The sequence below is a fragment of the Streptomyces sp. NPDC054932 genome (assembly GCF_053610205.1).
The window spans coordinates 1-23767 of sequence record NZ_JBSGXU010000036.1; the positions used below are offsets into that span (position 1 = coordinate 1).

8 protein-coding genes are annotated in these 23767 nt (G+C 73.4%); all 8 read left to right on the forward strand.

Translation table 11 applies throughout. The annotated features are described in order from the left end of the window. The first annotated feature begins 15 nt into the window (after positions 1-15). The 8 genes from ACWGE1_RS13025 to ACWGE1_RS13060 all read left to right on the forward strand — a co-directional run bounded on the left by ACWGE1_RS13025 (position 16) and on the right by ACWGE1_RS13060 (position 23766). Positions 16-4161, forward strand: a complete 4146-nt coding sequence (locus ACWGE1_RS13025; RefSeq protein ID WP_453420560.1) for an amino acid adenylation domain-containing protein — start codon at positions 16-18, stop codon at positions 4159-4161. Further along, positions 4161-14204, forward strand: a complete 10044-nt coding sequence (locus ACWGE1_RS13030; protein ID WP_453420561.1) for an amino acid adenylation domain-containing protein — start codon at positions 4161-4163, stop codon at positions 14202-14204. The genes ACWGE1_RS13025 and ACWGE1_RS13030 overlap by 1 nt, the downstream gene beginning before the upstream one ends. A 60-nt stretch (positions 14205-14264) precedes the next feature. Further along, positions 14265-15053, forward strand: coding sequence for a thioesterase II family protein (locus ACWGE1_RS13035; RefSeq protein ID WP_453420562.1), 789 nt, complete (start codon positions 14265-14267; stop codon positions 15051-15053). Continuing rightward, positions 15050-18667: an SDR family NAD(P)-dependent oxidoreductase gene (locus ACWGE1_RS13040; RefSeq protein ID WP_453420563.1), complete on the forward strand. Its 3618-nt coding sequence runs from the start codon at positions 15050-15052 to the stop codon at positions 18665-18667. The genes ACWGE1_RS13035 and ACWGE1_RS13040 overlap by 4 nt, the downstream gene beginning before the upstream one ends. Continuing rightward, positions 18664-18876, forward strand: a complete 213-nt coding sequence (locus ACWGE1_RS13045) for an MbtH family protein (protein ID WP_453420564.1) — start codon at positions 18664-18666, stop codon at positions 18874-18876. Before ACWGE1_RS13040 ends, ACWGE1_RS13045 begins: the two co-directional genes overlap by 4 nt. A gap of 4 nt (positions 18877-18880) precedes the next feature. Further along, complete coding sequence (locus ACWGE1_RS13050) at positions 18881-19813, forward strand: ATP-binding cassette domain-containing protein (protein ID WP_453420565.1); 933 nt, start codon at positions 18881-18883, stop codon at positions 19811-19813. Further along, on the forward strand, positions 19810-20637 hold the full coding sequence (locus ACWGE1_RS13055) for an ABC transporter permease (protein WP_453420566.1): 828 nt from the start codon (positions 19810-19812) through the stop codon (positions 20635-20637). The genes ACWGE1_RS13050 and ACWGE1_RS13055 overlap by 4 nt, the downstream gene beginning before the upstream one ends. Positions 20638-20715: 78 nt before the next feature. Further along, a complete protein-coding gene (locus tag ACWGE1_RS13060) occupies positions 20716-23766 on the forward strand; it encodes a non-ribosomal peptide synthetase (RefSeq protein ID WP_453420567.1) in 3051 nt (1016 codons plus the stop codon). Position 23767 lies beyond the last annotated feature (1 nt).

Consider the following 23767-nt stretch of genomic DNA (forward strand, 5'->3'; position numbering starts at 1 on the left):
GCGTTCGATCTGTCGGTGGAGTTGCCGTTGCGGGCGACGCTGCTGCGGGTGGGTGCGCGGTCCTCGGTGCTGGTGGTGCTGATGCATCACATCGCCAGTGACGGCTGGTCGTTGGCTCCGCTGGCGGATGACCTTTCGGCCGCGTATGCGGCGCGGGTCGGGGGCGGGGAGCCTGGTTGGGCTCCGCTGCCGGTGCAGTACGCGGACTACGCGCTGTGGCAGGCGGAGGTCCTGGGTGACGAGAGCGATCCGTCGAGCCCGGCCGGCCGCCAGATCGACTACTGGCGCACCGCACTGGACGGCGTACCGGAACTGATCGAACTCCCCCTCGACCGACCGCGTCCGCAGACTCCCTCGTACCGCGGCGGGGTGGCCCGCTTCGGGACCGACGCCGAGCTGCAGGGCCGTCTGCTGGCCGTGGCCCGTGAGTGCGGGGTGACCCCGTTCATGGTGGTGCAGACCGCTGTCGCGGTGCTGCTGTCGCGCATGGGCGCCGGGACGGACGTGCCGCTGGGCACGGTCGTGGCCGGCCGTTCGGACCAGGCGCTCGACGGCCTGATCGGGTTCTTCGTGAACACGCTCGTGCTGCGCACGGACGTGTCCGGCGACCCGTCGGTGCGCGAGCTGCTGGCCCGGGTGCGGGAGACCGACCTGGCGGCGTACGCGCACCAGGACGTGCCCTTCGAGCGCCTGGTGGAAGTGGTGAGCCCGCAGCGTTCGCTGGCCCATCACCCGCTCTTCCAGGTGATGGTCGTCCTCGACAACAACACCGAGGCCGGCTTCGACCTCCCCGGCCTCGACGCCCGCTACGACGGCGCCGACCTCGGCGTGGCCAAGTTCGACCTGACCTTCCACCTGGAGGAGACCCCCGACGGCCTCAGCGGAGAGGTCCAGTACGCCTCGGACCTCTTCGACGGGGCGAGCGCCGACGCGCTGGGCGAGCGGTTCGTCCGGGTGCTGGAGGGGCTGGTCGCCGATGTGGACGGCCGGGTCTCCGCGGTGGACGTGCTGTCGGCCGCCGAACGCGGCCGGATGCTGGAGGAGTGGGCCGCTGCCGCGCCTTCCGGTGCGGTGCGTGACGGGCAGCCCTTCCCGGAGCTGTTCGCGGCCCGGGTGGCTTCGGACCCCTCCGCGCCCGCGTTGGTGTTCGAGGGCGAGGAGCTCACGTACGGCGAGCTGGCGGCGCGCGTGGACGCGCTCGCCGGACACCTCGCCTCGCAGGGCGTCGGACCGGAGTCCGTCGTGGCCGTGGCGCTGCCGCGGTCGGTGGACCTGGTGGTGTCGCTGCTGGCGGTCCTGCGGGCCGGCGGTGCGTACGTGCCGGTCGACCCGGACTATCCGGCGGACCGGGTGGCGTACATGCTGTCCGACTCGCGGCCGGTGCTGCTGATCACCGACAGTGCGACGCTGCCGGGTCTCGGCGGGCGCACCGTTCCGGTGGTGCTCGTGGACGGGCCGGAACCGTCCGGTGAGGCGGCTCCGCAGGTGGAGCTGCGCGCCGACCACCCGGCCTACGTGATCTACACGTCGGGTTCGACGGGCCGGCCCAAGGGCGTCGTCGTGCCGCACGGCGGCATCGCCTCCCTGGCGCGGGCCCAGCAGGACGCGTTCGGTGTGGGCCCGGGCAGCCGGGTGCTGCAGTTCGCGGCGCTGAGCTTCGACGCGGCGGCCTGGGAGATCGTGATGGGCCTGCTGTCGGGCGCGACCCTGGTGGTCGCCCCGGCCGAACGGCTGATGCCCGGTCCCGACCTGGCCGCGCTGTGCGCGGAGCGGGCCGTGACGCACGTGACCCTGCCGCCGACGGCACTGGCGGTGCTCCCGGAGGACGCCCTGCCGGCCGGCGCGACGATCGTCGTGGCGGGCGAGGCCTGCCCGCCGGAGCTGGTCGCCCGCTGGTCCGTGGGGCGCCGCATGATCAACGCCTACGGTCCGACCGAGACGACCGTGTGCGCCACCATGAGCGCGCCGCTGTCCGGCGAGGTCGTGCCGCCGATCGGCCGTCCGATCACCGGGGCGCGGGTCTACGTCCTGGACGCGGCTCTGCGTCCGGTGGCCCCCGGTGTCACCGGCGAGCTGTACGTGGCCGGTGCGGGCCTGGCCCGCGGCTACCTCGGCCGTCCGTCGCTGACGGGCGAGCGGTTCCTCGCGGACCCGTTCGGCCCCGCCGGCTCGCGGATGTACCGCACCGGCGACCTGGCCCGGTGGAGCGCCGACGGCGAACTGTCCTATCTGGGCCGGGCGGACACGCAGGTCAAGCTGCGCGGCTTCCGCATCGAGCTCGGTGAGGTCGAGTCCGCGCTGAACGCCGTGGACGGCGTGGGCCGGGCCACCGCCGTGGTGCGCGAGGACCGTCCGGGCAACCGGCGTCTGGTGGCGTACTACGTCGGCGACGCGGACCCCGCGGCCGTCCGGGCACGGATCGCCTCCGGCCTGCCGGACTACATGGTCCCGGCCGCCCTGGTGGCCCTGGACGAGATCCCGCTGATGCCCAACGGCAAGGTCGACCGGGCGGCGCTCCCCGCGCCGCAGTGGAACGCCACCGCCGCGGACAGCGGCCGCCGGCCCGCCGACGCCCGCGAGGAACTGCTCTGCCGGATCTTCGCGGACGTCCTGGACCTGCCCGCCGTCAACCCCGACGACAGCTTCTTCGACCTCGGGGGCGACAGCATCATGTCGATCCAGGTGGTCAGCCGCGCCCGCGCGGGCGGGATGCTGGTCTCGGCCCGTGACGTCTTCAGGGAGCGCACTCCCGCCCTCCTGGCCCAGGTGGCCACCGCCGTGCCGACCACGGTGGAGGACCGGGACGCGGGTACGGGCACCTTCGCGCCCACCCCGATCATGCGCTGGCTGGAGGACTACGACGCCACCGACGGCTTCAACCAGTCGATGGCCGTACGGGTCCCCGCCGGCCTCGACGAGCAGGCACTGGTCCGGGCCGCCCGGGCCCTGACCGACCACCACGACGTCCTGCGACTGCGGCGCCACGAGGACGGCACGTACGAGGTGCGCGAGCGCGGGACCGTCCCGGTCTCGGTCGCACGCGTCGCCTCCGGTGACGCCGAAGCCGCGGAGGGCGCCCGCCGGGAACTGTCCCCGGTTGCCGGCCAGGTCGCACGGTTCGTCTGGTTCGACGCCGGACCCGACGCGTCGGGCACCCTGCTGATCGTCCTGCACCACCTGGTCGTGGACGCGGTGTCGTGGCAGATCCTGCTGCCCGACCTCGCCGCCGCGTACGAGCAGGCCGCCGCGGGCCGGGCCCCCGAGCTCGCCCCGGTCGCCACCTCGTACCGGACCTGGTCCGGGCACCTGCAGGCGGCGGACCGGCGGGCCGAGCTCCCGGTGTGGCAGGAGATCGCCGCAACCGCGGACCCGCTCCTCGGCACCCGCCGGCTGGACCCGGCGATCGACACCGCGGCCACGGCCCGGGAGATCGAGCTGACGCTGGCACCGGAGGTCACCGAGGCGCTGCTCACCAGGATCCCAGCGAGCGTCAACGGCAACGTCAACGACGTCCTGCTGTACGGCCTGGCGACGGCGGTCGCCGAAGGCCGCGGCGCCGGACCGGTGCTCGTCGACCTGGAGGGCCACGGGCGCGAGCACGTCGCCGACGGGGTGGACACCTCCCGGACGGTCGGCTGGTTCACCAGCCTCTACCCGGTCCGGCTCCACCCGGAGGGCCGCACGCCCACGGACCGGCTCAAGCGGGTCAAGGAGCAGCTGCGCGCCTTCCCGGACAACGGCGTCGGATACGGCATCCTGCGCCACCTCGGCAAGGAGCCCGGCCTGGCCGTCGCGCCGCAGATCGGCTTCAACTACCTGGGCCGGTTCACGGACGGCGACGACACGGGCGCCGACTGGCAGACCGTCGACGGGCCGCTGCCCGCACCGAGGTCGCCTCAGATGCCGATGACGCACGCGGTGGAGATCACCGCGGTCACCGAGAACCACGAGGGTCGTCCGCGCCTCGTCGCCACCTGGGCCTGGGCGTCCGGGCTGCTCGCCGAGTCCGAGGTACGGCGGCTGGCGCAGGCATGGTTCGACGCGCTCACCGAGCTCGCCAGCGAGCGGCCCGACACGGTCGGCCTGACGCCGTCCGACCTGAGCGACGACCTGACACAGAGTGAGATCGACAGCCTTGAGGCTGAACTGGGGGACTGGTAATGAAGCGCTCGCGCCTCGAAGACGTACTGCCGCTGACGCCGTTGCAGGAGGGGCTGCTGTTCCACTCCCTCTACGACGACGAGGCGGTGGACGTCTACAACACCCAGCTCGTACTGGAGCTGTCCGGTGAGGTGGACGGGTCCGTGCTGCGCCGCAGCGCCGAAGCCGTCCTGCAGCGGCACGCCAACCTCAGGGCCGGCTTCCGGCTGCGGGCGAACGGCCGGCCGATGCAGATCATCCCGCGGGACGTGACGCCCGGCTGGTCCGAACTGACCCTTCCGGCCGGGGAACTGGACGCGTTCCTGACGACCGAGAGGGCCACCCGGTTCGACCTGGGCCGGCCGCCGCTGATCCGGTTCAGCCTGGTCCACCTCGGACCCGGCGAGCACCGGCTGGTGGTGACCAACCACCACATCCTGCTCGACGGCTGGTCGGCGCCGCTGCTGGTCAACGAGCTCTTCGAGGTCTACGAGGCGGGCGGCAGCACCGACGGGCTGCCCCGGATCACCCCCTACCGGGAGTACCTGGGCTGGCTCGGCCGGCAGGACGCGGACGCCGGGGCGCAGGCGTGGCAGCAGGCTCTCGCCGGCCTCGACGGGCCGACCACGGTGGCTCCCGGTGCCCCCGCGGGCAAGGTGCTGCCCGAGCGGATCGCCGCCGAGCTGTCGCCCGGGACCACGGCCCGACTGGTCCGGATGGCGGCCGACCGCGGCCTGACCGTGAACAACCTGGTGCAGGGTGCCTGGGCCATGGTGATCGGGCAGCTCGCCGGCCGCAGCGATGTCGTCTTCGGTGCCACGGTCTCCGGCCGTCCGGCCGACCTGCCCGGCGTCGAGGGCATGATCGGCTCCTTCATCAACACGCTCCCGGTACGCGTCCGGCTGGACCCTGCCGCACCGTTCACCGAGGTCGTCGGCGACCTCCAGCGCCGGCAGGGCGACCTGCTCGACCACCACCACGTCAGCCTCGCCGAGATCCAGCGGGCGGCGGGCCTGGGAGAGCTCTTCGACTCGATCCTCGTCTTCGAGAACTACCCCTTCGAGGAGACGGAGGAGAGCTCGGAGACGAAGCTCGAGATCGGCGACATCGACGGCGGCGGCGCGACCCACTACCCGCTCGGCCTGATCACCGGCATCGCGGGAGACCGCCTCGTCGCCCGGCTCGACATCCGTCCCGAGCAGTTCGACCGGGCGCAGGGCACCGCCATCGCCGCCCGGTTCCTCCAGGTCCTCGAGACCGTCGCCACCGACCCCGACCTCCCTGTCGGCCGCATCGACGTGACCCTGCCCGCCGAGCGCGAGCAGGTCGTCGGGACGTGGAACGCCACGGACCTCGACCTGCCCGCCGCCGTCCTGCCCGAGCTGCTCGACGCCCAGGCCGTCCGCACCCCCGAACGGGTCGCGCTGGTCCTGGAGGGCGAGGAGGTCACGTACGGGGAACTGCACGCCCGGGCCAACCGGCTGGCCCGCCACCTCGTCGGCCGGGGCGCGGGTCCCGGCGGGCTCGTGGCCCTTGCCCTGCCCCGCTCGGTGGACCTCCTCGTCGGGCTGCTCGCGATCGTGAAGACGGGCGCGGCGTACCTGCCGGTGGACGTCGGCTATCCGGCCGACCGCATCGCCTACATGCTCGCCGACGCCGCCCCGATCTGTGTGCTGGACGGCGCGTTCCTGGCCGGCGTGGACACGGGGGCGTACGGGGGCACCCCGCTCACCGACGCCGACCGGCTCCGCCCGCTGCACCCGGCCGACCCGGCGTACGTCATGTACACCTCCGGATCCACGGGCCGCCCCAAGGGCGTCGTCGTCCCGCACGCCGCGGCCGTGAACCGGCTCGACGGCATGCAGCGCGCCTACCCCCTCGAGGCCGACGACCGGGTGCTGCAGAAGACCGCCACCAGCTTCGACGTGTCGGTCTGGGAGTTCTTCTGGCCGCTGCTGCAGGGCGCCACGATGGTGATGGCCAAGCCGGACGGGCACCGCGACCCCGAGTACCTCGCCGAGCTGATCCGGGCCGAGCGCGTGACGACGGTCCACTTCATCCCCGCCATGCTCTCGGCGTTCGTACAGACTCCGCAGACCGCCGGCTGCACCAGCCTGCGCCGCGTGTTCTGCGGCGGCGAGGCACTGCCCGCGGACCTGCACCGGAGCTTCCGCGACCTGCTCGGCATCCCCCTGCACCACCTGTACGGACCGACCGAGGCCACCGTCGACGTCACGGCGTGGGACGGAGGCCAGGAGATAGGCCCGGGCAACGCGCCGATCGGCTTCCCCGTGTGGAACACCCGCGTCTACGTGCTCGACCGGGCGCTGCGCCCGGTCCCGCCGGGCGTCGTGGGAGAGCTCTACCTCGCGGGCGTCCAGCTCGCACACGGCTACCTGCAGCGGCCCGGCCTGAGCGCCGAGCGGTTCGTGGCCGACCCGTTCGGCCCGGCGGGCTCGCGGATGTACCGCTCCGGCGACCTGGGCCGGTGGAACCCGGACGGTTCCATCCAGTTCGCCGGCCGCGCCGACCGCCAGGTCAAGGTGCGCGGCGTCCGGATCGAGCTCGACGAGATCCGGGCCACCGCGGCCGAGCTGCCCGAGGTCGGCCAGGCCGTCGTCACCGTCTCCGACGAGCGCCTCGTCGCGTACGTGGTCCCCGCCGCGACGGCCGCAGCCGCCGGCCCGGGCGCGGGCGACGACCTGGTCCGCACCGTCCGGGAGCACCTCGCCGCACGGCTGCCCGAGGTGCTCGTACCCGGCGCGATCGTGCTCCTCGACGCGCTGCCGCTGACCCCCAGCGGCAAGCTGGACACCGCCGCCCTGCCCACACCCGAGTTCGCGCCCGCCCCGGCGGGCCGGGCCGCGGCGACACCGCAGCAGGAGATCCTCTGCGGCCTGTTCGCCGAGGTGCTCGGCCTGCGGCGGACCAGCGCCGACGACGACTTCTTCGCGCTCGGCGGGCACTCCCTGCTCGCCACCCGGCTGGTCAGCCGCATCCGCTCCACCTTCAACGTCGAGCTGCCGATCCGCGCGCTGTTCGAGGCGCCCACCCCGGCCGGGATAGCCGCCCGGCTCGACACGGCGGCCACCGCCCGACCGCCGATCCTCGTCGCCGAGCGGCCTGAGCACCCGCCGCTGTCGTACGCGCAGCGACGCCTGTGGTTCCTGTACCGGCTCGAAGGCCCGGGCGCCACCTACAACCTGCCGATCGCGCTGCGCCTGACCGGCCGGCTGGACCGGACCGCGCTGCAGGCCGCGATCACCGACGTCGTCGAGCGGCACGAGGCCCTGCGGACCGTCTTCCCCGACTTCGCGGGCACGCCCTACCAGCAGGTCCTGCCCGCCGACGTCGAGCTGCGGGTGGAGCCCTTCTCCCCGCAGGCCCTCGACGCGGCCGGCGGGTACGCCTTCCACCTGGAGCGGGAAGCCCCGCTGCGCGTCACGCTCTTCGAGTCCGGCCCCGAGGAGCACACGCTGCTGCTGCTCCTGCACCACATCGCCGGGGACGGCTGGTCCGCCGCCCCGCTCGCGACCGACCTCGCGACCGCGTACGCGGCCCGCCTGACCGGTGAGGGTCCCAGCTGGCCGAAACTTCGCGTGCAGTACGCCGACTTCGCTCTGTGGCAGCGCGAACTCCTCGCCGGCGAGGAGGACCCGGACAGCCTCATCGCCCGTCAGCTCGACCACTGGCGCACGACACTGGCCGGAGCCCCCGAACTCCTCGAACTGCCCACCGACCGGCCGCGTCCCGCGGTCGCCGGGAACGGCGGCGGTGTCGTGGAGCTCGCCGTGCCCGCCGAAGCCCACGCCGCGCTCGTGGCGCTGGCCCGGGCCCAGCAGGCGAGCGTGTTCATGGTGGTCCAGGCCGGTATCGCGGCCCTGCTGACCCGGATGGGCGCGGGCACCGACATCCCCCTGGGCACGGCGATCGCCGGCCGTACGGACGAGGCGCTCGACGACCTCGTCGGCTTCTTCGTCAACACGCTGGTGCTGCGCACCGATGTCTCGGGCGATCCGTCCTTCGCCGAGCTGCTGCGCCGCGTCCGCACGGCCGACCTGGCCGCCTACTCCCACCAGGACGTGCCGTTCGAGCGGCTGGTCGAGGTGCTCAATCCGGCCAGGTCGCTCGCCCACCACCCGCTCTTCCAGGTGATGCTGACGTTCGCGAACACCGCGGACGGCGACTTCGGCATGGCCGGCCTGGAGGTCGAACGGGAGCAGCTCGGCGGGGACAGCGCCAAGCTCGACCTGTCCTTCTTCCTCGCCGAGGAGCACACCGAGGACGGCAGCCCGGACGGGCTGCAGGGTGCGATCCAGTACGCCACCGACCTGTTCGAGGCCGAGACGGTGCAGGCGATGGCCGATCGTCTGGTCCGGCTGCTCACCGCGGCCGCGGCCGACCCGGACCTCCCGGTCGGCGATCTGCCGATCCTGTCCGAGGAGGAACGCCACGGCGTCCTGGTCGGCTGGAACGACCCGGGGCACGACGTGCCCCGGACGACCGTGCCGGAGCTGTTCGCCGCGCAGGCGGCCAGGACCCCCGCAGCCGTCGCCGTGGTCTGCGGGGACGACCGCGTCACCTACGCCGAACTGGCCGAGCGGGTCGACCGGCTCGCCCGGATCCTGGTCGCACGGGGTGCCCGTCCCGAGACGTTCGTGGCGATCGCCCTGCCGAAGTCCGTCGACCTGGTGGTGGCGGTGCTCGCGGTGTTCCGGGCGGGGGCGGCCTACCTGCCGCTGGATCCGGAGCACCCGGCCGACCGGCTCGGCTTCGTCCTGGACGATGTCGATCCGGTGCTGGTGCTGACCACCACGACGACCGCACTGCCCGGGACGCGGCCGCGCCTCCACCTGGACGCGGACCTCGCCCCGGACACGGACACCGACACCGACACCGGCCCGGCGCCGCTGCCGGAGTTCGTGCCGGACGGCGCCGCCGCGTACGTGATCTTCACCTCCGGTTCCACCGGCAGGCCGAAGGGCGTCGTCGTCGAGCACCGCTCGCTCAACTCGTACCTGGCGTGGGCCCGCAGCGCGTACGAGTCCGTCGAGCGCGGGGCGCTCGTGCACTCGCCGATCTCCTTCGACCTCACCGTGACCGGCATCTTCGCGCCGCTGACGGCGGGCGGCGCCGTGGACCTCGTCGATCTGAAGGGCGACGCCCCCGGCACGCGCCCCGCCTTCGTCAAGGCCACCCCGAGCCACCTCTCGCTGCTGCTGAACCTGCCGGACGCGTTCTCCCCGACCGAGCAACTCGTCCTCGGCGGCGAGTCGCTGATGGGCGAACTGCTCGACGAGTGGCGCCGCCGCCACCCCGGCGTCACCGTGGTCAACGAGTACGGACCCACGGAGACGACCGTGGGCTGCACCGAATTCCGCATCGCCCCCGGCGAGGCCGTCCCCAGCGGTGTCATCACCATCGGCCGGCCGGTCTGGAACACCCGGATGTACGTGCTCGACGCGAAGCTGCGGCCGCTGCCCGTCGGCGTGACGGGCGAGCTGTACATCGCGGGCGACCTGGTCACCCGCGGCTACCTGGGCCGGCTCGGCCTGACCGCGACCAAGTTCGTCGCGGACCCGTACGGCCCCGCGGGCTCGCGGATGTACCGCTCCGGCGACCTGGGCCGGTGGAACCGCAACGGCGAGCTGGAGTTCGTCGCCCGCGTCGACCACCAGGTGAAGCTGCGGGGCTTCCGCATCGAGCTCGGCGAGGTCGAGTCGGCCGTCGGCAAGCACCCGGACGTGGCGCACGCCGCCGTCGTGCTGCGCGAGGACAGGCCGGGGGACAAGCGCCTGGTGGCGTACGTGACGCCCGCCGGGCTCGACCTGGCGGCCGTGGGTGCGTACGCCGCCGGGCAGCTGCCCGAGTACATGACGCCGTCCGCGTACGTGGCGATGGACCGGCTGCCCTTCACCGGCAACGGAAAGCTGGACCGGGACGCGCTGCCCGCACCCGAAGCGGTGGTCACCTCCGCCCAGGGCCCCCGCGACGCCCGCGAGGAAGCCCTGTGCGCGATCTTCGCCGAGAGCCTGGGCGTGCCCTCGGTCGGCGTCGACGACGTCTTCTTCGACCTCGGCGGGCACTCGCTGCTCGCCGCCCGCGTCGTCGCCCGGGTCCGGGACGAGCTCGGCGTCGAGGTCGGCATCCGGACCCTCTTCGAGGCTCCCACCGTCGCCGGGTTCGCCGAGCGGATCGCCGCACAGGAACCGGCCGCCCGGCCGGCCCGCCCCGCACTCGCCCCGCGTCCGCGGCCCGAGCGGGTGCCCCTGTCGGCCGCCCAGCGCCGACTGTGGTTCATGTACCGCTTCGAGGGGCCGTCCCCCACGTACAACGTCCCGCTCGCGCTGCGGCTCACCGGCGAGGTCGACCGGTCCGCGCTGCGGGCCGCCCTCGCCGACGTGGTGGGACGCCACGAGAGCCTGCGCACCGTCTTCGGTGACGAGGGGGGCGTGCCCTACCAGCGGGTCGTGACCGAGGAGCCGGTCCTCGAGGAGGTCACCGGTGGCGACGTCGTCGCCGCGGCCGGGTACGCCTTCGAACTCGACCGCGAACTCCCGATCCGCTCCTGGCTCTTCACCCAGGACGCCGACGAGCACGTGCTGCTCGTGCTCGTGCACCACATCGTCAGCGACGGCTGGTCGATGGGGCCGCTCCTGCGCGATCTGGGCACCGCGTACGAGGCCCGCCGTGCCGGGCACGCCCCGCGGTGGACGCCGCTGCCGGTGCAGTACGCCGACCACGCCATCTGGCAGCAGGAGGTCCTCGGCGAGGAGAGCGACCCGGACAGCGTGCTGGCCCGCCAGACCGCCTTCTGGCGCGACACCCTCGCTGGCGCGCCCGACCTGCTGGACCTGCCGCTGGACCGGCCCCGGCCGGTGGCGCTCGGCCACCGCGGCGGCTCGGCGCCGCTGACGATCGGTCCCGACCTGTACCGCGCCGTCGTGGACCTGGCGCGCCGCCGGCACGCCAGCGTGTTCATGGTGCTGCAGGCCGCGCTCGCCGCCCTGCTCACCCGGTACGGCAGCGGCACGGACATCCCGCTCGGCTGCGCGGTCGCCGGACGCGACGAGGAGGCGGCCCGCGACCTGGTCGGCTTCTTCGTCAACACGGTCGTGCTGCGCACCGACGTCTCCGGCAGCCCGTCGCTGCACGAGCTCGTCGACCGGGTGCGGGAGACCGACCTGGCCGCCTTCGCCCACCAGGACGTGCCGTTCGAGCGGCTCGTCGAGGTGCTCAACCCGGCCCGCTCGCTGGCCCACCACCCCCTCTTCCAGGTGATGCTGACGCTGCAGAACCTGGACGTCTCCGAGCCGGAGCTCGCGGGCCTCGTGGTCCGCGGGGAGCAGGTCGACACCGAGTCCGCCAAGGTGGACCTGGCGTTCGTCCTGGAGGAGGACGAGACCTCGGGGCTGAACGGGATCGTGCGCTACGCCACCGACCTGTTCGACCCCGAGACCGCCCGCGGCCTGGCCGACTCCCTGGTCCGGCTGCTCGCCGCCGCCGTGGCCGAACCGGACGAGCCGCTGGACCGGCTCGACGTCCTCGGTCCCGAGCTGGGCCGGCTGGTCCTCGACGGGTGGAACGACACCGCCCGCGAGGTGCCCGCGCTCACCTGGCCGGAGCTCTTCGCACGGCAGGCGGCCCGCACCCCGGACCACCCGGCCGTGCAGGAGGGCGCCGAGACGCTCAGCTACGCCGAGCTGGACCTGCGCGCCAACCGGCTCGCGCACCTGCTGCGCGAGCGGGGCGCGGGACCGGGCGAGATCGTCGCGCTGCGGCTGCCCCGGTCGGCGGACCTGGTGGTCGCCGTGCTGGCGACGCTGAAGGCGGGGGCCGCGTACCTGCCGGTCGACCCCGACTACCCGGCCGAGCGGATCGCGTTCATGCTCGAGGACGCCCGCCCGGTGTGCGAGCTCTCGCCCGCCTCCTTCCCGGTCCCGGACGGGCTCCCCAGTACGGAACCGGACGTTCCGCGGCGCCTCGACGACGCCGCCTACGTCATCTACACCTCCGGGTCGACGGGCCGGCCCAAGGGCGTCGTGGTGTCGCACCGCGGCATCGCGGGCCTGGTCGCCAACCAGGCCGAGCGCTACGAAGCCGGTACGGGCCACCGCGTCGCACAGCTCATCTCCCCGAGCTTCGACGCGAGCGTCTCCGAGCTGTGCCTCGCCCTGCTCACCGGCTCCTGCCTCGTGATCCCGCCGGGCGTCCTGGCCGGCGACGAACTCGCCGCCTTCCTCGCCGACCGGCGCATCACGCACGCGCACCTCACCCCGGCCGTGATGTCCGGCCTGCCGCGGATCGAACTGCCCGCCCTGCGGATGATCGTCACCGGCGGCGACGTACCCCCGGCCGACGTGATCGCGCACTGGTCCGAGGGCCGCAGGCTCGTCAACGCCTACGGCCCGACCGAGGCCACCGTGGACGTCGCGTCCTGGGTCCACGACACCCCCGGCCGGCAGCCGGCCCCGATCGGCCGGCCCATCGCCAACGCGGCCGCGTACGTGCTCGACCGGTACCTGCGGCCCGTCCCGCCCGGTGTGGCGGGAGAGCTGTACACCGCCGGCCCCGGCCTGGCCCGCGGCTACCTCGACCGCCCCGGCCTGACCGCCGAGCGGTTCGTCGCCAACCCGTTCGTCCCCGGCGGCCGGATGTACCGCACCGGCGACCTCGTCCGGTGGGACCGCGACGGCCTGCTGGTGTTCGTCGGCCGGGCCGACACGCAGGTCAAGCTCCGCGGCCTGCGGATCGAGCTCGGCGAGATCGAGTCCGCGCTCGCCGAGCAGCCCGGTGTCACCCACGCCGCCGCGGCCGTCCACGGCGAGCGGCTCGTCGGCTACGCGGTCCCGGCCGCCGGGGCGCGGCCGGACCCCCACGAGCTGCGCACCCGGCTCGCCGCGGCGCTGCCCGCGCACATGGTGCCCGGCGTGATCGTGGTGCTGGAGCGTCTGCCGCTGAGTCCCAGCAACAAGCTCGACCGCAAGGCCCTGCCGGTGCCGGAGGTGACCGGGGCAACGGCCGGGCGCGACCCGCGCAGCCTGCGCGAGGAACTGCTCTGCGGCCTGTTCGCGGAAGCCCTCGAACTGCCCCGGGTCGGCGTCGACGCGAACTTCTTCGAGCTCGGCGGCCACTCGCTGCTCGCGATGCGGCTCGCCACCCGGATCAGCACCGCGCTCGACGTCGTGACGGATGTGCGGACCCTCTTCGAGGCCCCCACCCCGGCCCTGCTCGCCGCGCGGCTCGACACCCCCGACGACACCGCGCCCATGGTGGTCCTGCGCCGCGGCGGCGACCGCCCCTCCCTGTTCTGCGCCCCGCCGGCGCTCGGCCTGAGCTGGTGCTACGCAGGACTCCTGCGCGGGCTGCCCGAGGACGTGGGCCTGTACGGCCTGCAGGCGTGGGGACTCGACGGCCGGGGACCGCTGCCCGACTCGCTGGCCGCGTGGGCGCTCGAGGCCGCCGAGCAGATCCGCTCCGTGCAGCCGCAGGGCCCGTACCACCTGCTCGGGTACTCGACCGGCGGCAACATCGCGCACGCCATCGCCACCGCCCTGCAGGAGCAGGGCGAGCAGGTGGCCCTGCTGGCCGTCATGGACTCGATGCCGGGCGATCCCGCCCAGGAAGGCCCGGTGGAGGGACAGCGGCTGCTCACCGCGGCCGACGTGCTCGCCGTCCTGAGCGACGACGCGGGCGGTGACCCCGACGACCGGGGCGACGAGGCGCAGCAGCGGGAACGCGCTCTCGGCCTGGTGGAGGACGTCCTCGGCGGCGAGGACGACGAACGCCTCTTCGACGTCATGGTCAACACGATCATGGTGGTCACCGCCCACCGGCCCGTGGCGTACAAGGGCGAGGTCGCCCTGATCACCTCGGGCGGCGAGCAGCGCGCGGCGGAGCTGGCCTCCGCCTGGGCCCCCTACGTGGACGGGGAGCTGAAGGCCACCCCGTTCGACTGCGGGCACGACGACCTGCTGGATCCGGCCCTGCTGCGGGACGTGGCCACACGGATCGCGGGGACCTTCGAATGCGGTCCGGAAAGGGCCGTAATAGAGGACCGATAAGGCTCCTCCATACCGTGCGGAGTATTCCTGTTGTCCTGCAGATTTTGAGGCGGCTCGGTCATGCCTGACAGGCTCATAGCAGAAACTCCATTCGTCCGCCGTGCCCGGCGGGCGAACCGGAGGATCCGTCTCTTCTGCTTTCCGCACGCGGGAGCGGGGGCGAGCGCGTTCGCCGCGTGGCCGGCCCTTTTCCCGCCGGAGGTGGAAATCGTGGCCGTGCAGCTGCCCGGCCGCGAGGACCGCGTCGGCGAGCCGCACCCCGCGTCCGTCGACGCGGCCGTCCGCACGGTCGCCGTGGCGCTGCGGCCCTACCTCCAGGGGCCGTACGCGTTCTTCGGCCACAGCGGCGGTGCGCTGCTGGCGTTCGAACTGGCCAGGGCGCTGCGCAAGCGCGGCACCCGGCCCGGCCACCTGTTCCTGTCCGGGCAGCCGGCTCCGGGTACGGACCTGGCCGGGCCCCCGCTGCACGGGCTGTCGGACGAGGACTTCGGCGCCGCACTGCGGGACCTGGACGGCACCTCCGACGGGGTGTTCACCGACCCCGAGCTGATGAAGCTGCTGCTGCCGACGCTGCGTGCCGACTTCACCCTCTGGGAGAACCACCGGCACCGCCCCGGCGAGCCGCTCGACGTACCGATCACCGCGCTCGGCGGGGACACCGACCCGCGCGCACCCGTCAGCGGCCTCCACGCCTGGGAGGAGCAGACGACGGGGCCGTTCTCCGTCGAGGTCTTCCCCGGCGGCCACTTCTACCTCAACGACTCCGAGGCGGAGCTCACCTCGATGCTCGGCAGCACGCTGCTGGGCCGTGAGCCCGCGTACGCAGGCCAGGGAGAGCGGAACCGATGACCATGCCCGGACACGATGCCGTGGACCTGCTGCGGGCGGCGGCCGAATCCGTGACAGGGGTCGAGGAGGCCGTACCCCTGCTGCGCAGGGCGGCCCGGCTCGACCGGGTGCGCCCGGTCGCACCCCGCGCCGCGGACGCGCCGCCCGCGGCGGCGGGAGCTCCGGCCGTCGCGTACGGCGGCGACCTGCCGGCCGACCCCGGTTTCCCCACCACCCTGCAGGAAGCCCTCCGGCTCGCCGCCGAACTCGCACCGGACCGGGGCACCGTCTACCTGTCGGGTGACGAGGAGCACTTCCAGAGCTACTCCCAGCTGCTCGCCGACGCACAGCGGCTGCTCACCGGCCTGCGCTCCACCGGCATCGCCCCCGGCGAGTCCGTGCTGTTCCAGTTCGGCGACAACCGTGCCTTCGTCACGGCGTTCTGGGCGTGCGTCCTGGGCGGATACCTGCCCACCCCGGTCGGTGCCGCACCCGGCTACGACCGTGAGAACGCCGTCACGACCAAGCTCCGCAACGCCTGGGAGCTGCTGGACCGGCCGCTCGTCCTCACCGACGGCTCCCTCGCCCCGTCCGTGGCGAGGCTGTCCGCCCTGTGGGGCGTCGACGACCTGCGGGTGGCCGTCGTCGAGGAACTGGGCGACGGCCCGCAGAGCACGGACTGGTTCCCGGCGACCCCGGACAGCCCGGCCGTGCACCTGCTCACCTCCGGCAGCACCGGGGTGCCCAAGGTGGTCCGGCACGCCAGCCGCAGCATCCTCGCCCGCACCCGGGCCACCGCGGCGGTGAACGGATTCGACTCCGACGAGGTCGCGCTGAACTGGATGCCGCTCGACCACGTCGGCGGCATCATCATGTGGAGCGTGCGGGACGTCGTGCTGCGCTGCCGGCACGTCAACGCCACCATCGACGCCTTCCTCGCCGACCCGCTGCGCTGGCTCGACTGGATCGACCGGTACGGCGTCACCAACACCTGGGCCCCCAACTTCGCCTTCGCGCTCGTCAACGAGCGTGCCGCAGCCATGACCGGCCGGACATGGGACCTGTCGACGCTGAAGCACCTGCTCAACGGCGGAGAGGCCGTCGTCAGCCGCACCGCGGACCGGTTCATCGAGCTGCTCACGGCACACGGGATGCCGGCCGACGCGATGCGCCCGTCCTGGGGCATGTCGGAGACCAGCTCGGGAGTGACGAACTCGACGCTGCGCGCCGGGAATCCGGACGAGGGCCGGCTGCGGGTGGACAAGAGTTCGCTCGGCGGGGCGCTGCGCTGGTCCACCGACCCCGACGCCGTCACGTTCACGGAGGTCGGCCCGCCGATCCCGGGCGTGCGGCTGCGGATCGTCGACGCGAACGACGAAGTGCTGCCCGAGGACCACGTGGGGCGGCTGCAGATCACCGGCCCGACGATCATGGAGGGCTACTTCCGCAACGAGGGGGCGAACGCGGAGGCGTTCACCGCCGACGGCTGGTTCAGCACGGGCGACCTCGCCTTCCTGCACGAGGGCCGGCTCACCATCACCGGCCGCGAGAAGGACCTCATCATCGTCCAGGGTGCCAACATCCTGAGCTACGACGTGGAGTCCATCGCGGAGCAGGTGGAGGGCACCGAGGTCACGTACGTCGCCGCCTGCGGCTGGTCCGGCGCGGGCGACAGCACCGACAAACTGGTGATCTTCTTCGTCCCGGCCTCCGACGACCGGACCTCGGTCCACGACACCATCGCCGCGATCAAGGCGCAGGTGGCCGAGACCCTGGGCCTGCAGCCCGACCTGGTGATCCCGGTCGAGCGGGACGACTTCCCCAAGACGGGCAGCGGCAAGATCCAGCGGGCCCAGCTCGTCGCCGACCTCGACGCGGGCGTCTACGCCGAATGGTGCGACGAGGCGGACGGCCCGTGGTACTTCGAGCGGACCTGGACCGACGCTCCCGCCGAACGCGGCGAGCTGCCGCCCGGCCCGTGGCTGGTCTCCGAGGCCCTCCGGGAGGAACTCGCCGCGATACCCGGCGTCCCCGAGCTCGTCGTCTCCCCGGCCGGACACGCCGGCGCCGTCGTCCACCTGGCCCAGGGCCCCGACGCGCAGAGCGTGGCCCTCGACGTGCTGCGCCTGATCCAGGACCTGGCCGCGTACGATCCCGCGCCCCCGCTCCTGGTGGTCACGAGCGGCGGCCTGTGGACGGCCGAGGGCGACGCCCTCGACCTCACCACCGCGAGCCTGCCCGGCCTCCTGCGGACGGCCGCGGCGGAGCGGGTGCTGCCGTCCCTCCGGCAACTCGACGTGTCCGCCCCCTCCGGCCGGGCCGCCGCGATCGTCACCGAACTCGCCTGCCACGACGCCGCCGACCTCGTGGCCCACCGCGGCACGCGACGCCTGGTGCCCCGGCTGCGGCCGATGGCCCTCGACGACCGGGGGGCGGACGCGTTCGCCACCGGCGGCCGCTACCTCGTCACCGGTGGTCTCGGCGGCGTCGCCCATCCGATCGCGGAATACCTCCTGGCCGCCCACGCCGCGAAACTGCTGCTGGTCGGACGGAGCCCGGCCGACGGGGGCGAGCGCGCCGAGCGCCTCGACGACCTGGAAGTCCTGGGCGACGTGGCCTACCGTGCGCTCGACGTGGCCGATCCGGTCGCGCTGCGGGCCGCGGTGGACGAGGCGGAGGCACGCTGGGGAGCGCCGCTCGACGGTGTGCTGCACCTGGCCGGCGCCGACGTCTCCCACCAGTGGGCGCAACTGGAACTCCACCAGGTCGTCCGCGAGTCCCCGCAGACCTTCCACGACGCCTACCGCGCGAAGGTGACCGGCACCCTGGCGCTCGCCGAGCTGCTGGAGGACCGGCCCGACACGCCCCTCGTGCTCTTCTCGTCGGTCAACGGCGAGTTCGGCGGCAGCTCCTTCGCGGCCTACTCGTCCGCCAACAGCTTCCTGCACGGATTCGCCGACCACTGGGGACGCGAGCGCGGCCGGCCCGTGCACTGCCTGGCCTGGAGCTCCTGGAGCGGTCCGGGCATGAACCGGGGCGCGCCCGAGGGCGCCGCCGCGGCCCGCGGCTTCCGCACCCTGGACCCCGACGAGGGCCTCGCCTCGCTCCTCGCCGTGCTGCGTGGTGACCGGACCACCGTGCTGGTCGGCCTCGACGGCCGCAACGAGCACATCGCGCGCGCCCTGGCCCCGGACAGCCTGCACACCGCGGAGGCGATCGTCGTGTACACCGGGCCGGCCGCCGAGGCCGACGTCCGGGCGGCCGTCGCGCCGGTGGCGAGGGAACTCGACCACCCCCTGCGCTGTCTGCGCCTGGAGCGGCTGCCCGCCGACCGGGACCAGCTGCTCGCCGTCGCGGTCGCGGCGCTGGAACGAGGCGGACGGCCGTTCGTCCCGCCCGTCACCGAGCTGGAGCGGGCCCTGGCCGCCCTCTGGAGCGACGCGCTCGGTACCGAGGTCGGCCGCGACGACCGCTTCTTCGACCTCGGCGGCAGCTCGCTGCGCGCCGCGCAGCTCGTGAACCGCATCAACAGTGCGCTGACCGCCCGGCTGTCGGTGCACCAGCTCTACGAACACCCCACTGTCGGCGCACTCGCCGCAGTGCTTTCCCCGCAATTGGAAGGAGAACGAGTATGACCAATCCGTTCGAGGACGCGGACGGCACCTACCTGGTGCTCGTCAACGACGAGGGACAGCACTGCCTGTGGCCGACGTTCGTCGACGTGCCCGCCGGCTGGGTGACCGCCCACCCGGCCGACACCCGCGAGGCCTGCCTCGCCCACATCGAGGCGAACTGGACCGACATGCGTCCGCGCAGCCTGGCCACCGCGATGGACGCGCAATAGCGCCATGACTCTGGCCATCGAGGTCGAGGGACTGGTGAAGCGCTACGGCGCCCACCGGGCCCTCGACGGAGTCGACCTTGCGGTGCCCGCCGGGCAGGTCCTGGGGCTGCTCGGCCCCAACGGGGCGGGGAAGACCACGACCGTGCGCGTCCTGGCGACCCTGCTGCGGCCCGATGCCGGGCGCGCCCGGGTCTTCGGGTACGACGTGGTGAAGGAGCCCCATGAGGTCCGCCGCTGCATCGCGCTGACCGGGCAGTTCGCCTCGGTCGACGGAGACATCTCGGGCAGGGAGAACCTGTACCTCATCGCCCGCCTCCTGGGCGTGCCCGCCCGGCGCGCCCGGGCGCAGGCGACCGAAATGCTGGAGCGGTTCCGGCTCGACGAGGTCGCCGGCAAGCTCGCCCGCGAGTACTCGGGCGGCATGCGCCGGCGTCTCGACCTCGCCGCGTCGCTGATGGGCGAGCCGAGGCTCATCTACCTCGACGAGCCGACCACCGGTCTGGACCCGCACAGCCGCAACGAGCTGTGGGCCACCGTGAAGGAGCGCGCCCTCGCCGGCTCGACCGTGCTGCTCACCACCCAGTACATGGAGGAGGCCGAGGCGCTCGCCGACTCGGTGGTCGTCGTGGACAAGGGACGGGTGGTCGCCGCCGGCACGGCCTCGGAGCTCCGGGCCCGGGTGGGCGGCCGGACCCTCGAGATTCGGCCCGCGCACCACCGGGACCTGGCGGTCCTCGCGGGAAGCCTGGCCCTCGAAGGGCTGGACGGCCGGATCGACCAGGAGGCATGCCTGGTCCGGCTGCCGCTCGTGGAACCGGACGAACTGACCCGTGCGGTACGGGCCGTCACCGCCTCGGCGGTCGACGTACTGGCCGTGGACACCCGGGTCGCCAGCCTCGACGAGGCCTTCATCGAACTGACCAGGAGCACCGCGTGACCCCGACCACCGACATCGCGCCGACCGTCGGGGTACCCGCCCTCGCCGGTTCCGCCCGGAACGGGCCGCGGGACACCCTCAGGCAGTCGCTCGCCATCGCCCGCCGCAACATGCTCCAGTTGCGCGGCGACCCCGGCCAGCTCCTCGACGCCGTGGTCATGCCGATGATCTTCACCCTGATCTTCCTGTACGTCTTCGGCGGTGCCATCTGGGGAGACCGTCCCGGCGACTACCGGCAGTACCTCCTGCCGGGGATCATGGTGCAGACGCTGATGTTCGCGTCCCGTTCGACCGGTTACCTGCTCGCCGTCGACTTCGACAACGGCGTGATGGACCGGTTCCGGTCGCTGCCCATCGCCCGCTCGGCGGTCCTGACCGGCCGGATCATGGCGGACATGAGCCGGCTCCTGCTGGGCCAGATCGTCATGCTGCTGTTCGCCGTCGTCATCGGCTTCCGGGTGGAGACCAACCCGCTGTTCGCGGTGGCCGCCCTGCTGCTCACCCTGCTCTACGGCACCGCGCTGGCCTGGGTGTCGGCCTTCATCGGCCTGACGATCCGCAGTCCCAACACCGTGCAGTCGGTGGGCTTCCTGTGGATGATCCCGCTCCAGTTCGGCAGTTCCATCCTGGTCCCGACCAGCACGATGCCCGGCTGGCTGCAGGCATTCGCCGAGGCCAACCCCACGACCCTGGTGACGGACGCCTGCCGCAACCTGCTCGCCGGGGGGCCGGTCGCCGGTCCCGTCCTCGGCACCGTGCTGTGGAGCGTGGGCCTCATGTGCTTCGCGGTTCCGCTGGCGATATCCCGCTATCGACGCCGCTGAAATGTGATCGATAACGGGAGGGAAACCCTCCCGAATACGTTTTCCTCATTCCAACTCCCCGAGTGGAGGAGCCCTCTCATGAGGTCCGGTCATACCGCCGTTCCGCGGTGGCAGACGACAATCGGTTCGGCACCGGGCACGGCGACCGTTCGTATTCCGCTGGAATTCGAACCGGCGCCGGCGGAGCTGTCCGCCGCCCATGCCAAGGTCGTCGCGATCCTGAGCGGTGAGGACGAGGTGGCCTTCGGCCCCGCGCCCCACCTCGTGCCGGTGGCCGGCACCACGTGGGCCGGTCTGGTGGACCGCGTCCGCGACGCGGCCGTCGCACCCGGCCACGGCTTCGAGACCGTGGTCGGCGGGACGCCGGGCACGCTGCCCGACGGAGTGGTCTTCGGGGTGTGCGTCACCGACGGCGCGCTGGTGCTGACGTACCGCACCGAGGACTTCGACGCCGACCACGCCACCCGGGTCGCCGGCTACCACCGCACGGCCCTCGACCGCATCGCCGCCGAGCCGGACGCCCCGCACGAGAGCGGCAGCCTGCTCTCGGCCGCGGAACGCCACCACCAGCTCGTCGGGATGGCCGGTCCGGTCCGGGAACTGCCGGACCGCCGCTTCCACGAGCTCTTCGAGGACCGGGTGCGCCTGCACCCCGGGAAGACCGCCGCGATCATGGGCGAGCGCCGGATCACGTACGCCGAGCTGAACGCCCACGCGAACCGGATCGGCCGGACCCTCCTCGACCGCGGCCTGACCGCCGAGGACTCCGTCGCCGTGGTGACCGAGCGCAACCTGGACTGGATGGCCTGCGTCCTCGGCGTGTTCAAGGCCGGCGGCGTGTACGTGCCGATCGAGCCGCACTTCCCGGCGGACCGCATCGGCACCACCCTCGACCGCGCCGGATGCACCCTCGTCCTCACCGAGCCGGGGAGCACCGCCACCCTCGACGAGGCCCTGCGCGAGCGCCCGTCCGTCACCGTGCTCCGCATCGACGAGAGCGACGGCGCCGACCCGGCGGACCTCGGGCTCGACATCGGCCCCGGCCGGCTGGCCTACATCTACTTCACCTCCGGCTCCACCGGTAAGCCCAAGGGGGTGATGTGCGAGCACGAGGGCATGCTCAACCACCTCTACGCGAAGACCGACGACCTGCAGGTGGGCGAGGACGACGTCGTCGCCCAGGTCGCCCCGCAGTGCTTCGACATCTCCCTCTGGCAGCTCGTCGCGGCTCTGCTGGTCGGCGGCACGACGCTCATCGTGCCGCAGGAGGCGATCCTCGACGTGGAGAGGTTCGTGGAGGTCGCCCGCGGTGCGGACGTGGCCCAACTCGTCCCCTCCTACCTCGAAGTGGTGCTGTCGCACCTGGAGGAGCACGGCGGCGGCCTCGGCCGCGTCCGCTGCCTCTCGGCCACCGGCGAAGCGCTCAAGAAGGAGCTCGTCGAGCGCTGGTTCGCGGCCTTCCCCGGGACCGCGCTCGTCAACGCGTACGGGCTCACCGAGACCTCCGACGACACGAACCACGAGGTCATGACCGAGCCGCCGCACGGTGACCGGGTCCCCCTCGGACCTGCCGTCGCCAACGTGCGGGTCTACGTCGTCGACCCCGGCCTCGAACCGGTGCCGCTCGGCTCGCCCGGCGAGATCGTGTTCGCCGGGATCTGCGTCGGCCGCGGCTACATCAACGACCCCGAGCGCACGGCCGCCGCGTACGGCACCGACCCGCACCGGCCGGGCGAACGGCTCTACCGGTCCGGCGACTTCGGCCGCTGGTGCCCCGACGGCAAGCTGGAGTTCCTGGGCCGCCGCGACGCACAGGTGAAGCTGCGCGGCTTCCGCATCGAGCTCGGCGAGATCGAGAACCGGCTGCTCGGCGTCGCCGGGATCCGGGACACCGCCGTGGTCGTCGTCGGCGAGAGCCTGGTCGCCTTCTACGCCGCCGCCACCGACGTGCCCGTCGAGGAGCTGCGGACGTGGCTGGCGGCCGCGCTGCCGGAGTACATGGTGCCGAGCCGTTTCCACCGCCTCGACGCCCTGCCGCTCACCGCCAACAGCAAGATCGACAAGAAGCGGCTGGCGGAGCTCGCAGAGGCGGACGACGACGGCCCGGAGCCGCCGGTCACCCCGACGGAGCGGCGGATCGCCGCCGCCTGGGCGGCCGTCCTCGGCATGGAGCCCGAACGGGTCGGCCGCAGCAGCCACTTCTTCGACTCCGGCGGCACCTCCCTGTCCGCCGTACGCCTCGTCGTCAAGCTCGAACGGGCCGTGTCGCTGAAGGACCTCACCCGGCACCCGCGGCTGAGCGACCTGGCCGCGTTCGTCGACGGAACCGGCGCGCCCGCAGGGGCGGACACCGGGACGGGCCTGCTGAACCCCCTGCTCACCCCGCCCTCCCCGACCGCCACCCTCGTCTGCTTCCCGTACGCGGGCGGCAACGCCGTCAACTTCCGCCCCGTCGTCGCCGAGCTGGCGGACAGCGGGCTGGCCGTCCACGGAGTGGAGCTGCCCGGCCACGACCTCACGGCCGAGAGCGAGCCGTTCGCCCCCCTGGGAACGGTCGCCAAGACCGTGGCGGGCGAGATCGGCCGGAGCATCACCGGACCGGTCCTGCTCTGGGGGCATTCCTCCGGGGCCGCCCTGGCCGTACTGACCGCACGGCTGCTGGAGGAGCAGGGCCACGAACTGCGGGCCGTCCTCATCGGCGGCCAGCTGGTCGGCACCCCCGGGGCGCGCCGCGCGTTCAGCGCCGAGCTCAGGGCCATGACCCCTCTGGAGATCGCCGCCCGGATCGGCGGCGACAACGGCTACACCGAGCTCGCCGGGACGGACACGGGACGGGCGGAGCTGGTCGGTGCGGCCTACCGGCACGACGTCCTGGAGGCGAACGCGTTCTTCGCCGACGCCGTGGAGAACCCGCCGACCACCCTCGTCGCGGCCCCGCTGACCCTCGTGGCAGCCGCCGACGACCCCGCCACCCAGGGCCACGAGGAGAGCCTCGACGCCTGGCGCCTCCTCGCCCGGACCGTCGACGTCCGCGAGCTGCCCGACGGTGGTCATCACTTCTTCCGCACCCGGCCGGCGCAGACCGCCGCCGTGGTGCGGGCCGTCCACGACATGCACGAAAGCGAGTGAG